Annotated in this window: 14 protein-coding genes and 1 riboswitch; of the genes, 3 read left to right on the forward strand and 11 right to left on the reverse strand. The window is 33.7% G+C overall.

Annotated features, from left to right (window positions below; translation table 11 throughout):
* Window positions 1-74: 74 nt before the first annotated feature.
* The 7 genes from ACJQQZ_RS07110 to hutU form a co-directional block, all read right to left on the reverse strand.
* Window positions 75-587 carry an SRPBCC family protein gene (locus tag ACJQQZ_RS07110; RefSeq protein ID WP_002451973.1) on the reverse strand — a complete coding sequence of 171 codons (513 nt, stop codon included), beginning with the start codon at window positions 585-587 and terminating at the stop codon, window positions 75-77.
* 199 nt (window positions 588-786) lie between these two features.
* Window positions 787-2,082, reverse strand: a complete 1,296-nt coding sequence (locus tag ACJQQZ_RS07115) for a Na+/H+ antiporter NhaC family protein (protein ID WP_037552513.1) — start codon at window positions 2,080-2,082, stop codon at window positions 787-789.
* A gap of 76 nt (window positions 2,083-2,158) precedes the next feature.
* Window positions 2,159-2,256: riboswitch (SAM riboswitch) on the reverse strand.
* A gap of 53 nt (window positions 2,257-2,309) precedes the next feature.
* Window positions 2,310-2,882: a hypothetical protein gene (locus tag ACJQQZ_RS07120; RefSeq protein ID WP_002451971.1), complete on the reverse strand. Its 573-nt coding sequence runs from the start codon at window positions 2,880-2,882 to the stop codon at window positions 2,310-2,312.
* Window positions 2,883-3,129: 247 nt separating this feature from the next.
* On the reverse strand, window positions 3,130-4,011 hold the full coding sequence (locus ACJQQZ_RS07125; protein ID WP_408023104.1) for an SDR family oxidoreductase: 882 nt from the start codon (window positions 4,009-4,011) through the stop codon (window positions 3,130-3,132).
* Window positions 4,012-4,101: 90 nt separating this feature from the next.
* On the reverse strand, window positions 4,102-5,223 hold the full coding sequence (locus ACJQQZ_RS07130; protein WP_145505502.1) for an amidohydrolase: 1,122 nt from the start codon (window positions 5,221-5,223) through the stop codon (window positions 4,102-4,104).
* A 150-nt stretch (window positions 5,224-5,373) separates the two neighbouring features.
* Window positions 5,374-6,609: an imidazolonepropionase gene (gene hutI / locus ACJQQZ_RS07135; protein ID WP_002451968.1), complete on the reverse strand. Its 1,236-nt coding sequence runs from the start codon at window positions 6,607-6,609 to the stop codon at window positions 5,374-5,376.
* Window positions 6,609-8,270: a urocanate hydratase gene (gene hutU / locus ACJQQZ_RS07140; protein ID WP_002451967.1), complete on the reverse strand. Its 1,662-nt coding sequence runs from the start codon at window positions 8,268-8,270 to the stop codon at window positions 6,609-6,611. The genes hutI and hutU overlap by 1 nt, the downstream gene beginning before the upstream one ends.
* A gap of 213 nt (window positions 8,271-8,483) precedes the next feature.
* On the opposite strand from hutU, the gene ACJQQZ_RS07145 reads away from it, so the two are divergent.
* Entirely contained in the window at window positions 8,484-9,353 is an 870-nt protein-coding gene (locus ACJQQZ_RS07145; RefSeq protein ID WP_002451966.1) for a LysR family transcriptional regulator, read from the forward strand.
* On the opposite strand, the gene hutG is transcribed toward ACJQQZ_RS07145, so the two are convergent.
* The gene (hutG, locus tag ACJQQZ_RS07150) at window positions 9,348-10,283 is read right to left on the reverse strand and encodes a formimidoylglutamase (RefSeq protein ID WP_002451965.1); all 936 of its coding nucleotides are present in this window, start codon (window positions 10,281-10,283) and stop codon (window positions 9,348-9,350) included. The genes ACJQQZ_RS07145 and hutG overlap by 6 nt on opposite strands.
* A 235-nt stretch (window positions 10,284-10,518) precedes the next feature.
* On the opposite strand from hutG, the gene sdpC reads away from it, so the two are divergent.
* Window positions 10,519-11,616, forward strand: coding sequence for a peptidoglycan release complex CPBP-like subunit SdpC (sdpC, locus tag ACJQQZ_RS07155; RefSeq protein ID WP_145505507.1), 1,098 nt, complete (start codon window positions 10,519-10,521; stop codon window positions 11,614-11,616).
* Between the two features lie 103 nt (window positions 11,617-11,719).
* On the opposite strand, the gene ACJQQZ_RS07160 is transcribed toward sdpC, so the two are convergent.
* Window positions 11,720-12,412, reverse strand: a complete 693-nt coding sequence (locus tag ACJQQZ_RS07160) for a ribose 5-phosphate isomerase A (protein WP_002451963.1) — start codon at window positions 12,410-12,412, stop codon at window positions 11,720-11,722.
* Window positions 12,413-12,581: 169 nt separating this feature from the next.
* On the opposite strand from ACJQQZ_RS07160, the gene ACJQQZ_RS07165 reads away from it, so the two are divergent.
* A complete protein-coding gene (locus tag ACJQQZ_RS07165; RefSeq protein ID WP_049424181.1) occupies window positions 12,582-13,235 on the forward strand; it encodes an MOSC domain-containing protein in 654 nt (217 codons plus the stop codon).
* Window positions 13,236-13,307: 72 nt separating this feature from the next.
* Here ACJQQZ_RS07165 and ACJQQZ_RS07170 read toward each other — a convergent pair whose 3' ends face one another.
* Together ACJQQZ_RS07170 and ACJQQZ_RS07175 are read right to left on the reverse strand one after the other, a co-directional pair.
* A complete protein-coding gene (locus tag ACJQQZ_RS07170; RefSeq protein WP_145505510.1) occupies window positions 13,308-14,318 on the reverse strand; it encodes an aldose epimerase family protein in 1,011 nt (336 codons plus the stop codon).
* A gap of 29 nt (window positions 14,319-14,347) precedes the next feature.
* On the reverse strand, window positions 14,348-14,674 hold the full coding sequence (locus ACJQQZ_RS07175; protein WP_037552511.1) for a YnfA family protein: 327 nt from the start codon (window positions 14,672-14,674) through the stop codon (window positions 14,348-14,350).
* Between the last annotated feature and the right edge of the window lie 179 nt (window positions 14,675-14,853).

The raw sequence follows: 14,853 nt of genomic DNA on the forward strand, positions 1-14,853 counted from the left end.
AAAGATAAAAAGCCAGTAAATGAACTTTCTTAAATTCATTTACTGGCTTATATATTACTATTGATTAATTCAAATTAATTATTTTTCTGTTCTTCAATTTCTTCTAATACTGCATTCATTTTGTCAAACATAAGTTCAAATCCATGCGCAGTTGAATCATGGTATTCTTTCTTTTTCTGTTTGTATTCAAGATTGGTTAATCTTCTTTCACGTTCCATATATGATTGATAATAGAAGAACATTTGGGTGCCACCTGATTCACGTTCGAAGAATTCTACTTCTATAATATCCTCCTCGTTACTTAAGCCTGGCATACCTATTGTCATTTTAATAAATTCATCCATGACTAATTCTTCGTATGTACCTTCGATAATATTTTGTTTACCATTTCTACTATCAACGATACGATACTTACCACCTTCTTGGACATCAGCTTCAAATGATTTATTCGTACGTTTCGACGTCATAAACCATTGTTTGAGAATATCTTCTTTCGTCCAAGCTTCATAAATTGTTTCTGGTGAATATTTTAATAAACGTTCAATATCAATTTCTACATATTCATTTTCCACATTATACTTTGCCACTTTCAGTCACCTACTTTCACTCTTAATACTATTTTAACGTATTTGTTCAAACTTCCAAACATTTATACATTAAAAAAGATTGCGCTTCTACACATTTAGTCTAGTTTACCATTAAAACGCTGACTTGAAACATTTTCTCTGTACTGTTCTATTTATCAATTAAAAAACCGAGACTAAATCGTCTCAGTTTATAATCGTTTTATGCTTTGTTTTTTAATTTTGGATAACCAATTAAAATAGCAATCAATCCGCATACACCAAGCATGATAGGATAAATACTATAAGGAACGAGTAAGAATGGTGAGATGCCCGCTACTCCTGCAGCTGAAATCACTTGAGGACTATATGGTAATAAGCCTTGGAAACACCCACCAAATATATCTAAAATACTAGCTGATTTACGTGGATCAACATCATATTCATCTGCAATATTTTTAGCTAATGGTCCTGACATAATGATTGAAATAGTATTATTAGCTGTTGCAATATCTGCCACACTTACTAAACTGGCAATGCCTATTTCAGCTCCTCGTTTAGATTTCACGCGACCTCTGACTACATTTAACAACCAATCTATACCGCCATTATGTTGAATAAGTCCTACTAAACCACCAATTAATAAGGCAATCATAGCAATATCTTCCATACCTATAATTCCTTTAGATACAGCACTTAGTAATCCTTTCCAACCAAATGAGCCATCAATAAGGCCAATGACTCCAGATAAAACTGTCCCACCAATAAGGACGATAATCACATTGACACCAACTAGCGCTAGTATCAACACCAATAAATACGGAATGACTTTAACTAATTGGAAATCATAACTTTTAGAATGATCCATGGAAATTCCATTTGTTAGGAAAAATAGTACAACTATGGTTAATATCGCACCTGGCAAAACAATTCTAAAGTTTACTTTAAATTTATCTTTCATCTTCGTATGTTGTGTACGTACAGCCGCTATCGTAGTATCAGAAATCATAGAAAGATTATCTCCAAACATAGCGCCACCAACAACTGTAGCCATAGCTAAAGCTGCAGATACATCTGTAGCTTGTGCAAATCCAAATCCTACTGGTGCAATAGCTGCTACTGTGCCTACTGATGTTCCCATTGAAATAGAAACAAACATACAAATGATAAATAAACCTACTATAATTAAATTTTCAGGGATGAGAGACAATCCCAAATTTACAGTAGAAGTCACACCACCCATTTTCTCTGTAGTCGTAGAAAATGCGCCTGCTAAAATAAAGATAAGCATCATTAAAATAATATTTGAATGACCTGCACCTTTAGTAAACACTTCAACTTTAGTGGCAAATTTTTCTTTGCGATTCATCAACAAAGCAACGATTACTGTAATCGTTATCGCAACATTTAACGGCATCGTCGTGAAATCACCCGAGATGATACCTACACCTAAAAATAACAACATAAATAATAATAACGGAAATAACGCCCAAGCATTACCCTTTTTAGTTTCTTTCATCATTAGACCTACTTCCTTACAAAAAATACCTCTCTTCTTTATGATAAAGAAAAGAGGTCCATCTACAACGATTATCCCCTTATCTTCAAACCTAGATAGGTTACTGGAATTGGCACATGATTCAATGTTGCCGAAGCTTCATAGGGCCAGTCCCTCCACTTCTCTTGATAAGTGATTCATATTTAACGTTTACGTTACAAGATAATTCCTATGACGTCAATCATAAATTAAAACTTCGTCGTAAAATATTTTTCATAAATAATTAATGCAACAGCAACTACGAATAACATTGCAATAGCTATACCAAAGGCGACCCACCATTTTAAATAAAGTGATACCATCATTAAAATAATAGAAATGGTTGTCATACTAATCATCAGTATTTTAAATTGTCGTTCACGTTGTTGAGAGATCACTTTATAATCTCGATGGTTTTTCCTTTGCGTATCATCATCAATTTGTAATTTAGTTTCTATATAAAAAACAAACGTCATAGTTACCAATACAATTAAGAAAGTAATCCATGTATAATTTTGTTGAAATAATATCATCATAAAAAATACAATCCATAAACAACCGATAATAATACCTAATAACCGGTCGATTGTTTTATTAATCCATATGATATGATTTTTAATATTTTTATTAACAAAATACAGATTTTTTAATGCATTGGTAAGCGCAAATAAAAGTATTAAAATGATTAAAAACCATTGATTCGTAGTAAATAACGAAAATACAACTATAGCGATTATACCTATTATGAACGGAGCAATCCTTATAAACGTATCTTTCACCATGTTATTACCTCCTTTAGATATAAGATTTCTATTGCAATTTGTCGTATAAATTACCTATCCCTTAGATATATCTGTATTCTTTAATTAAATTCCATTCATTAAAAAGGTTAATAATTTTATATTTTTATTTTACATTAAACATATTTTTATTCCAAATTCATAATAAAATTGGATATAGTTATCATATAATTTGTCACAAAAAAATGGTCGATAAAGTATTAACACTTTATCGACCAACTGCTATTCATTAGTTAATTTGAATGCCGCCTGTCACACCGAAGACTTGTCCGGTTGTATAACTTGATTCTTCAGATGCTAAAAGTACATATGTTCCTGATAGTTCAACAGGTTGACCTGCACGGCCAAGTGGTGTATTTTTACCGAATTTCGGAATATTACGTTGTGGTTGTCCACCAGTAATTTGTAAAGGTGACCAAAATGGTCCTGGTGCCACACAATTGACACGAATACCTTTTGCGCCAAGCTCTTCTGATAAACTTTTCGTCAATGAGATAATGGCAGCTTTTGAGGCGGCATAGTCGTGTAAGATAGGGCTTGGATTATATCCTTGAACAGATGACGTTGTAGTAATTGATGCCCCAGGTTGTAAATACTCTAATGCTTTTTGTACTGTCCAAAATATTGGATATACATTGGTTTCAAATGTCTCTTTAAATGATTGAGTATCAAATCCTCGAATATCATCATGGTATTGTTGATGTCCAGCGACTAATGTTACATTATCAAGTCCACCAAGCTGTTGATGTGCTTCTTCGACCATGTCATAGTTAAATTGTTCATCACGTATATCACCAGGTATTAGCACTGCTTTTTGTCCCGCTTCTTCAATCACTTGTTTAACGTCTTGTGCGTCTTTGTCTTCACTTGGAAGATAATTAATCGCAACATCTGCGCCTTCTTTAGCATAAGCAATAGCTGCTGCGCGTCCAATGGCAGAATCGCCACCTGTGACTAACATTTTATATCCTTTTAATCGCCCGTGTCCGACGTATGATGTCTCACCGCAATATGGTTCAGGCGTTAATTGACTTTGCAAGCCTGGAAGTGGCTGCTCTTGTTTTTCATAGTCTGTTGATTTGAATTTATTTCTAGGATCTTGTGCTGACATTTTAAATTCATCTCCTCAATTTGTATATGTTGTCATATACCCAAGGTTATCCAGATGTTAATCATATTATCTTTATACAATGTATAGTGACTATTGATTCAGAAGACGTTTCGCCAGTGTCACAAAATAAGTTGGCACTTTTTCTAAAATACGCTCATCTGGATCATATAAAGGATGATGTAAGTCATACTCACTATTAGATCCTATGAATGCAAATACACCAGGATACGTTTCTGTATAACCTGAAAAGTCTTCACCAATCGTTAATGGTAAATCCATCATTGAGACATGATAACCGATATCTTTTGCTACTTCTATCGCCATATCAGTTAATTCATCATCATTAATTACTGTTCCAGGAAGTCGTGTATATCGGCAATCTACCTGTATATTAAATGTTCGTGCTAAACCATCAGCAATATCATTCATTCGTTGTTTGATATATGCTCTATGTTCTGGTTTAAATGAACGGACAGTCCCTTGTACATAGGCTTGATCGGCAATGACATTCCATGTATTTCCACATGAAATTTCACCAATAGTAACAACTGCATTATCAAAAGCAGATAAATTTCTACTTACAATCGTTTGTAAACTATTAATCAGTTGACCTAAAGCAACGGTTGGGTCATTACCCTGTTCTGGTTTAGCAGCATGTGCCCCTTTTCCTTTAATCTCAAATTCGAAGCGATCTACAGCAGACGTAATAGGCCCTTTCTTTATAGCAAAGTCACCAATGTCCATCGTTGGATAATTATGGAATCCTAATACTGCTTTCACACCATCTAATGCCCCTGTATCTACTACCTTTTTAGCTCCATGACCTAGCTCTTCAGCCGCTTGGAATATGATTCTCACTCGACCATTTAATTCACTCTCTTGGGCTTTCAATTGTGTTGCAACCCCTAATATACTTGCCATATGAATATCATGACCACATGCATGCATGACACCTTGATTGGTTGATGTAAATTCATGTTCAACTTGCTCATTGATAGGTAGTGCGTCTATATCAGTTCTAATCGCAATCATTTGGTCCCCTTGTCCAATTTCTGCAACTAATCCTGTATCTAACGGTAAATCTAAAATTTTTATATCATGTGCTTCTAATATACGTTTAAGTCGTTGCGTAGTTTCATATTCTTTCTCTGATATTTCAGGGAATTGGTGAAATGTACGTCGCCAATTCACGTAATCTGTATAACCAGTCATTGATATCTCCATCCCTTTCAACCTAAAATTATTTTTCTATATATACTAACATAATTGTCAAACTTTTCTAAAAATATATTTTTTCCTTTTATTATAAACAAAAAACCGTACCGACAACGTCGGCACGGTCATATCAATGAACACTTTGTCCTAGTCTAATGAAAATTCATTATCCACAATGACTCTACCATCTTTAATCACTTTTTGAGCATGGTTAATACCAAAGTGATATGGAATATATTCATGGTTCGGCGCATTCCAAATAACAATGTTAGCTTTGTCACCTTCATTGATTGTACCTGCGTCTAAATCAATTGCTTTTGCTGCATTAACTGTTACAGCATTCCAAACTTCATTTGGTGAAAGTTTTAATTTTAATGCGGCTATTGCCATTGCCAATTGTAAGTTATTAGTTACGCTACTACCAGGATTGTAGTCAGTTGCAATAGCGATAGCCCCATCATTATCTAACATGCCTCTTGCATCTGCATAATCGTTTTTATCTAAATAGAATGTCGTAGCTGGTAATAATACGGCTACTGTGTCACTATTTTTTAATTTAGCTTTACCTTCTGCACTTGAAGCAACAAGATGATCAGCAGAAATTGCATTTTCATCAATAGCTAACTCTAGACCACCAAGTGGATCAATTTCATCTGCATGAATTTTAACTTTAAATCCTGCCTCTTTCGCTTTTTGCATATAATGTCTAGATTCTTCAACTGAGAATACACCTGTTTCACAGAAGATATCTGCAAAGTCTGCATATTCTTTAACTTCTGGTAAAAGTTCAATCATCTCATTTAAGAACGCCTCATTAGACTCTGCTTCTTCTGGAACCGCATGTGGTCCTAGGAAGGTGTGTCTCATATCTAAACCGTATTTCTCTGCTAAACGATTAGATACTCTTAATTGTTTCAATTCATTTTCTTTATCTAGACCATAACCACTTTTACTTTCAACACCTAAAACACCATGTTGAATCATTGTTAGTAAATCGTGTTCAGCTTTTTTGAATAAATCTTCTTCACTTATGTCACGTGTGGCTTTAACTGTTGATAAAATACCGCCACCTGACTCTAATATTTCTAAATAAGATTTACCTTGACGTTTCAATGACATTTCATGTTCTCTTGAGCCACCGAAAACTAAGTGCGTGTGTGCATCAATCAATGATGGTGACACAACTTTACCTGTTGCATCAATCACTTGTTCAGCATCATATTTATCAGTATGTGGTCCTGAATATACAATTTTGCCATCGTTCACAACGACCGTACCATTTTCAATCACATCTAGTTGATCAAGTTCTGCACCTTTTAAAGGACGATCAGTTGATTTTGGTAAAATAAGCTCTTTAATGTTTTGAATAATTAAATCGTTCATTATTTATCACCTGCTTCATCAATCATTGGAATTTTGATGCCTTTATCTTTTGCCGTTTGAATGGCGATGTCATAACCAGCATCAACGTGTCTTACTACTCCCATACCCGGATCTGTAGTTAATACACGTCCTAATCGACGATCTGCACGTTCTGAACCATCTGCAACAACAACCATACCAGCATGTAATGAATAACCCATACCTACGCCACCGCCATGGTGGAATGAAATCCAAGAGCCACCTGCTGCTGTATTAATTAATGCATTAAGTACAGCCCAGTCACCTACTGCATCACTCCCGTCACGCATACCTTCTGTTTCACGGTTTGGACTTGCTACTGAACCTGAATCTAAATGATCTCGTCCGATAACAATCGGTGCAGAAATTTCACCATCACGCACTAATTTATTAAGTGCTAGACCCATTTTGGCACGTTCTTCATAGCCTAGCCATGCAATTCTTGATGGTAAACCTTGGTAAGAAATTTTTTCTTCTGCAAGATCTAACCAACGAATTAATTTTTCATTATCTGGGAATAACTTTCTCATTTCTTCATCTGCACGTTCAATATCTTTTGGATCACCACTTAACGCTGCAAAGCGGAATGGACCTTTTCCTTCACAGAATAATGGTCTAATATATGCCGGCACAAATCCTGGGAAATCAAATGCATTTTTCACACCGTTGTTATATGCAACTTGACGGATATTGTTACCATAATCAAACGCAACAGCACCTTGTTTTTGGAATTCAAGCATTAATTCAACATGTTTGGCCATTGAATCTTGAGATAATTCTACATATTTTTTCGGATCTTCTTTACGTAGTTTTTTAGCTTCTTCAACTGAGTAACCTTGTGGGACATAACCGTTTAATGGGTCATGTGCACTTGTTTGGTCAGTAATAATATCAATCTTAAATCCTTTGTCTAAAATAGCTTTGTGAATGTCTACTGCATTACCTACTAATCCAATAGATAAAGCTTCCCCTTTTTGTCTAGCGTCTTCAGCTAATTTTAATGCTTCATCTAAATCGTTAGTTTTGATATCGCAATATTTTGTTTCGACACGTTTATCAACACGACTTTCGTCGACATCTACACAAATAGCTACACCATTATTCATAGTCACAGCAAGTGGTTGTGCACCGCCCATACCACCTAATCCAGCAGTAAGTGTTACTGTACCAGTTAAATCACTTTGATATTCTTGATTACCAAGTTCAGCAAATGTTTCATAAGTACCTTGAACGATACCTTGTGAACCAATATAAATCCAACTACCTGCTGTCATTTGGCCATACATCATTAAGCCTTTTTTATCTAGTTCATTAAAGTGATCCCAGTTCGCCCATTCAGGTACTAAAACTGAATTTGAAATTAATACTCGTGGCGCTTCTTCATGTGTTTTAAATACCGCTACTGGTTTACCAGATTGTACAAGCATTGTTTCATCTGCTTCTAAATCTCTTAATGTATTTTCAATAGCTTCAAAGGCTTTCCAGTTACGAGCAGCTTTACCAATACCACCATATACCACAAGCTCTTCTGGGTGCTCCGCTACTTCTGGATCTAAGTTATTATATAGCATTCGTAGTACTGCTTCTTGTTCCCAACCTTTACATTCGATATCTAACCCTTTTTTTGCATGAATTTCTCTCATTACTATCTCTCCCATCCGAAATAATATCAAAATCCAAAAATAAATTAAGTTTCTCTTTAATCATTATCTTCTAAATATTCGTACTATTTAAAAGATAACAATCACTATTAATCAGGTTGTTACAACTATATTATATTATGCTAAGATATAGATAACAAATATAAATAAACTAATTATTTATAGATAAAAACTATGACAAATAGGAGATGACCTATGAAAATCATTCAATTAGAATATTTTTTAGCCGTTGTAAAATACAATAGTTTTACGAAAGCCGCTAATTTTTTACATATTAGTCAACCTTCCTTAACTGCAGCTATTAAAAAGATGGAAGCTGATTTAGGATACGATTTATTTATGCGTACCACTAAAGATATCAAAATCACTGAAAAAGGTATTCAGTTTTATAAATATGCTGAGGATTTAGTAGAATCCTATCGTTCTACAGTTGAAAAAATGTATGATTTAAATGTGTCTTCGGAACCCCGTATTAAAATGGGCATTTTAGAATCTACGAGTCAATGGATGGCCAATGTCATTCATGCTCATCACAAACATTATCCTAATCAACAATACCGTATTTATGAGGTACATGATCAACATCAATCTATTGAGCAACTTACCAACTTTAATGTTCATTTTGCCTTAACAAACGAGGAAATACGCCATCAAGATATTACATCGATCGCATTATATAAAGAATCTTATATATTACTAACACCTAAAGATGCATTTCCAAAGCAAAAAACGATTCAATTGGATGAATTACCTTTAATTTTGCCGAATAAAAATTCTCAAGTTCGTAAACACTTAGATGATTATTTTAATAGAGTAGGTATCCACCCTAATATCATTATGGAATCTGATCGTTTTGAATCCGCTACTAATCTAGTCCATTTAGGTATTGGTTATGCGGTTATTCCTCGATTTTATTACCAATCATTTAATACACGGAATTTAGACTACATTAAAATACGCCCTAATTTAGGACGCAAAATTTATATTAATTATTTAAAAAAGAGAAAGCACTCTGAACAAGTACTTTCTCTTATTGAACAATGTATTGATTATTGGAATTTATAATAAGAAGTGATGCACTAAATTCGCAATCAGTTTCGCTGTACGATTGTCTTGATCGTATTTAGGGTTCATTTCAGCAATACTTACTGATTTAACCTTTTCACTTGGGACAATGCGCTTTGCTAATTCAAACACTGTATGTGGATAGATGCCCAAGACTGCTGGAGCACTTACACCTGGAGCAAAGGCACTATCTACAACATCCATACAAATCGTAAACATGATTACATCATGATCGTGAATAAATCGTTCAATCATATCTTTAATCGGTGGTGATACTTGATGTAATAATTCATCAGCATAAACAAATGATACACCTTTTTCTTTAGCATAGTCGAATAAACCTTGTGTGTTACCACCTTGAGATATACCTAATACCATGTAATCTGCATTGTCATCTTGTTCTAGTATTTGTCTAAAACTCGTACCTGAAGTGGATTCACCTTCATCACGTGTATCAAAGTGGGCATCAATATTAATAACCCCAATTGACTCATTAGGATACACTTGTCTAGTCGCTAAATATTGTGCATAAGCGATATCATGCCCACCACCTAATAAGAATGTTTGTTTATGATTATGAATAGACTTGGCTGCTAATTCTGCAAATTCCTTTTGAGTATCAATTAGTGCGTCATGATCATGCTCGACATTTCCATAATCAACGATTTGTTCACATTGATTCAAATCTGGTAAGCCAGCGAATGCTTTTTTTATCGCATTAGGCCCCTCTTTTGCACCTACACGCCCTTTATTTAGTTCTACACCTTTATCAATCGCATAACCTAAGATACCAACACCTTTTTGTTTAGATGCTAATTCTACTTGTCTTAAGTCATTAAATTGAATAGTTTGAAAATGTCTAAATTGTTTTGCATCTGTTTCACTATCTAATCTTCCGGTCCATAAGCTTGGTTCAGCTTGTTGATACATTGTTCTTCCCCCTTGATTTCTTTGCTTTATCCTTATAATTAAAGTATAACTTTGGCACATACTTAATTCAATGTTGTTCTTATATTCCCGTTTATCCTAAATTTAATTACGTTTATAATTCATTACGATTACATTTTGATGATAATTAAAATAGACAATTTATCTATCATCTTTTAAGATGTATAATTGTAAATAAAACAATAATTGCTTGTTTCCGTAATGGAGGTTACATAAAATGAAAAACAATCGAATTTCTGGGTTTCAATGGGCACTGACAATATTTGTGTTTTTTGTCGTAACAATGGCCCTATTCATAATACTTAGAGATTTCCAAGCAGCATTAGGGGTGAAACGTTTTGTATTCGACATTACAGATCTTTCCCCATTTATTGCAGCTATCATATGTCTACTTGTCTTTAAACATAAAAAAGAACAAATGGCGAGTTTAAAATTCACTTTTAGTCTCAAAGTTATTGAGCGTTTATTACTCGCATTAATCATACCTTTATTTATTTTTATTATCGGTATGTTCTGCTTCAATACATTTGCAGATAGTTTTATATTACTACAGGCATCTGATTTATCTGTGTCAATATTCGCAATTTTAATTGGTCATTTAATTATGGCGTTCGTAGTAGAATTTGGTTTCCGTTCATATTTGCAACACATCGTTGAAACTAAGATGAACACATTATTTGCTAGTATTGTTGTAGGTATCATTTACTCTATATTTAATGCTAATACAACATACGGCCTTGAATTCGCTGGCTATCATTTCTTATATACATTCGCTTTCTCAATGATTGTGGGTGAGTTAATTAGAGCCACTAATGGACGTACTATTTATATTGCTACGCTTTTCCACGCAGCAATGTCATTTGGTTTAGTATTCTTGTTTAGTGAAGAAATTGGCGATTTATTCTCTATGAAAGTCATCGCCTTAGCTACAACTGCGGTTGGTTTAATCTATATCATTTCAAGCTTAATCATTCGTGCTATCTTTTATAAAAAGACGAATCAAAGTTTAGACGAAGTAGAACCTAATAATTATTTAGATCACGTTAACGATGATAAGGACAATGATTATTCTGAAACTAATCATGATTATAGTTCAAGATCAGACGATCATGACCACCATAAAGACGCATTAGATTCTAGACATCAAGATAATAAACACGACATTCAAAACCATGATGATGCCCATGACTCTGATTCAACTGATCATTTAAAAGAACATTCATCATATAAACAAGATCGTCGCTCATCTGTTGTTTCTGATTTAAAAGATGAAATCAAACAGACTGAAGAACATAGTCCTAACAATAAATATTAAGATTATAATTAAAACCGTCCATTCGTTGATTTGAATGGACGGTTTATTTTGTGAATGATAATTAAATTAGTTTATCAGAACATTGACTCATACTTTAAAGATATTAATCTTGTCTGTTCATCTTCTTAACACCTTGTTGTGTTCCAATAATTGCTTGGTCAGCAACATCAAGGAAGTAGCCTGTTTCTAGTACTCCTGTGATATGAATTAAAAATTCATGCATTTCATAAGGATCGATACCTTTTGGTAATGCACAATCTAAAATATAATTACCATTATCAGTCGTAAATGGGACATCATCCGTAACACGACGTTGTGTTGTCACGCCGCCAATTGTTTCTATTTTCTTAGCAACTTGATACCAGTTAAATTTATCTACTTCAACCGGTAATTTAAATGTTTCACCTAGGTAGTTAACAACTTTGTTTTCATCAGCAATAACCACAAAACGGTCTGCCATTTCATCGATTACTTTTTCTCTAAATAGCGCTCCACCGCCACCTTTAATGAGGTTAAGTTGAGGATCTACTTCGTCAGCACCATCAATAGCTAAATCAATTTTTTCAACATCATTCACATCAACAATATTAATATTTAATTCTTTAGCTAAAAACGCCGTCTTATTAGAAGTACAAACACCGATAATATTATAATGCTTTTCTTTAATAAGTTGAGCAATTTTAGGCACTAATAACTCAATTGTAGTTCCTGTTCCAATACCAAGTGTCATACCATCCTCGATTTGACTTAAAACATCATCAAGCGTCATCAATTTAAGTTGTTTTACATCATTCATCACGTCATGAGCCCCTTTTCTAAATCGTTTACATTTCTTATTTTACATGACTTTTTCAATTTAACATACCGTATTTGACGTTTAATTTTTAATATATTTTAAAATCTTTCATAAAAATACAAATGTATAGTAAAATATCACTTAATCAATCTTTTAAGGGGGGACCATAATGATACCAGTGTATGCTATTTCTACCGGAAAGATAGAATCGCTACAATACAATGAGGCTAAACCCATGCAATCAGCAATTAATAAACAACCTTTTAAAGGTCAAATGTGGTTGTCAAAATTAGGATTTGTTGATGATGAACAAGCTTATAAAGATCATGGTGGTCCAGATAAAGCGATATGTTGTTTTAGTAAATCGAACTATGACATGTATCGTGATGACTTACTTGATATGCCAGACTACGCCATGTTTGGTGAGAATTTGACAATCGAAGATTTAGATGAAAGTAACGTTTATTTCGGCAACCAATATCAATTAGGTGATGCAATTATCGAAGTTTCTGAAATTCGAGAACCCTGCTGGAAAATCCAAGCAAAGTACGGGATTTCTGATTTAGTCAAACGTATGTCTCAATCAGGAAAAACAGGTTTTTATTGCCGCGTCATTAAAGAAGGGTTTGTGAATCAACATCATCACTTAGAATTAATAAAGGAAGCTGAATTGGACACACAACTCTCTGTACAAACATTAAACGATATTTATTATAACGACAGAAAAAATGCAGACCGAATCGCATTAGCATTGAAGAATCCATATTTATCAGCTAAAAGATATGAGAAACTAGAAAAAATGTATCAACGTGCAACAAAATAAACATAAAAATAAAACAATAAAAAGAGTAGAACAAAAACATCGTAAATGACGATGTTTGTTCTACTCTTTTGCTTATTTTTCATGAATTTGATAGCTCGTTTGTGAATAAAACATTTCATTAGCTTTTAATATTGAATAAGCTTGATCATCATATAAGTTAATATCATTTGGCAAATATTGTGCCTCGATTGTTAAACCCGAATGTGCTTTATAAATATTGGCGTCACTTTTCCAATTTTTCGGTTGGTTAAATGTATATAATACGACATAAGGCATATCAGTTTTAACATCTAATTGAAACTCATCATTATCTATTGATAATTGTTGTTCCCCTACTTTAAATGGATGATCTAAACCATTAAATTGAGCCACTTGTTGTGCTATTTGATCATGGCTACTTTCAAATATGTCTTTAAAGTATATGTCGTCCTTATTAAATATCCGTTGTAAATCTAACGTACTGTCTGAACTGATCATATGCTCCTCATTAAGTGGATACATATTCAATTTAGAACTAGACACTCGATGATTATCAATAACGTTATTATCACGATTAAGATTAAAATAAACATGGTTCATCGGGTTAAACAAAGTAGTCTTTGTTGATGTAGCTTCATATTGAATTGTCCAACAATGATCCGCATCATATGTATGAGTGACTTTAATCTCCATATTTCCAGGATAATGATCATCTGTTTCTTGTAACGTTGTTTTGAAAATGATTTTGACATGTCCTAAATCGTCTATAACTTCATAGTCAAATAATTTAGAGTCTAAACCATGGTTGCCACCATGTATATGATGTTGGCCATCGTTGGCCTCTAACTTGTATGTTTCTCCTTCTAAATTAAAAGTCGCATTTGAAATACGGCCACCATATCGTCCAACAGTCGCCCCAAATCTAAATGGATTATCAAAATAAAATTCGTCCGCTTCAACAACATTCCCTAATACAATATTGTTGTCATGATATTTCCATGACACAATTCTTGCACCATAATTAGTAAACACAATTTTGGTCTCTTCATTATCAATTTTAATTAAGTCTACACCATATCTTTGATGCTCAATTTCAACATTCATTACATACTTCTCCCTTTCAAACACGTTTATTAAGCCCTATGTGGCAGCAGCATAATTAAAACGCCTATTAAACAGACTAATGCACCCAATATATCGTATTTATCTGGCATATTCTTATCAATAAGCATAGACCAAACTAAACTCATAACGATGAATACGCCCCCGTATGCAGCATATACTCTTCCAAATGTTGGAAATGTTTGTAGTGTTGCAATCACACCATACAAAATGAGTATCAAGCCGCCAATAACGCCTAGCCAGGATGGTTGACCTTCCCTAAGCCATAACCATATTAAGTAGCCGCCTCCAATTTCACATACACCCGCTAATATAAATATGAGAAATGAATACATCATCACAATCATAACGCCTTCCTATTAATTATCTATGAAACTTCACTTTATACAACATACATGAAGTCATATTAAATATCTACCTCTTAAATCAGAGACATGGACTTTATTGTGCTATCGTTAAATACATATGTCTATGTGACTCGGGATAGTGAGTCACTAATCAATGTTTAATGTCAATT

The sequence above is a fragment of the Staphylococcus sp. KUGN1 genome (assembly GCF_045984185.1).
Classification (GTDB): Bacteria; Bacillota; Bacilli; order Staphylococcales; family Staphylococcaceae; genus Staphylococcus; species Staphylococcus warneri_A.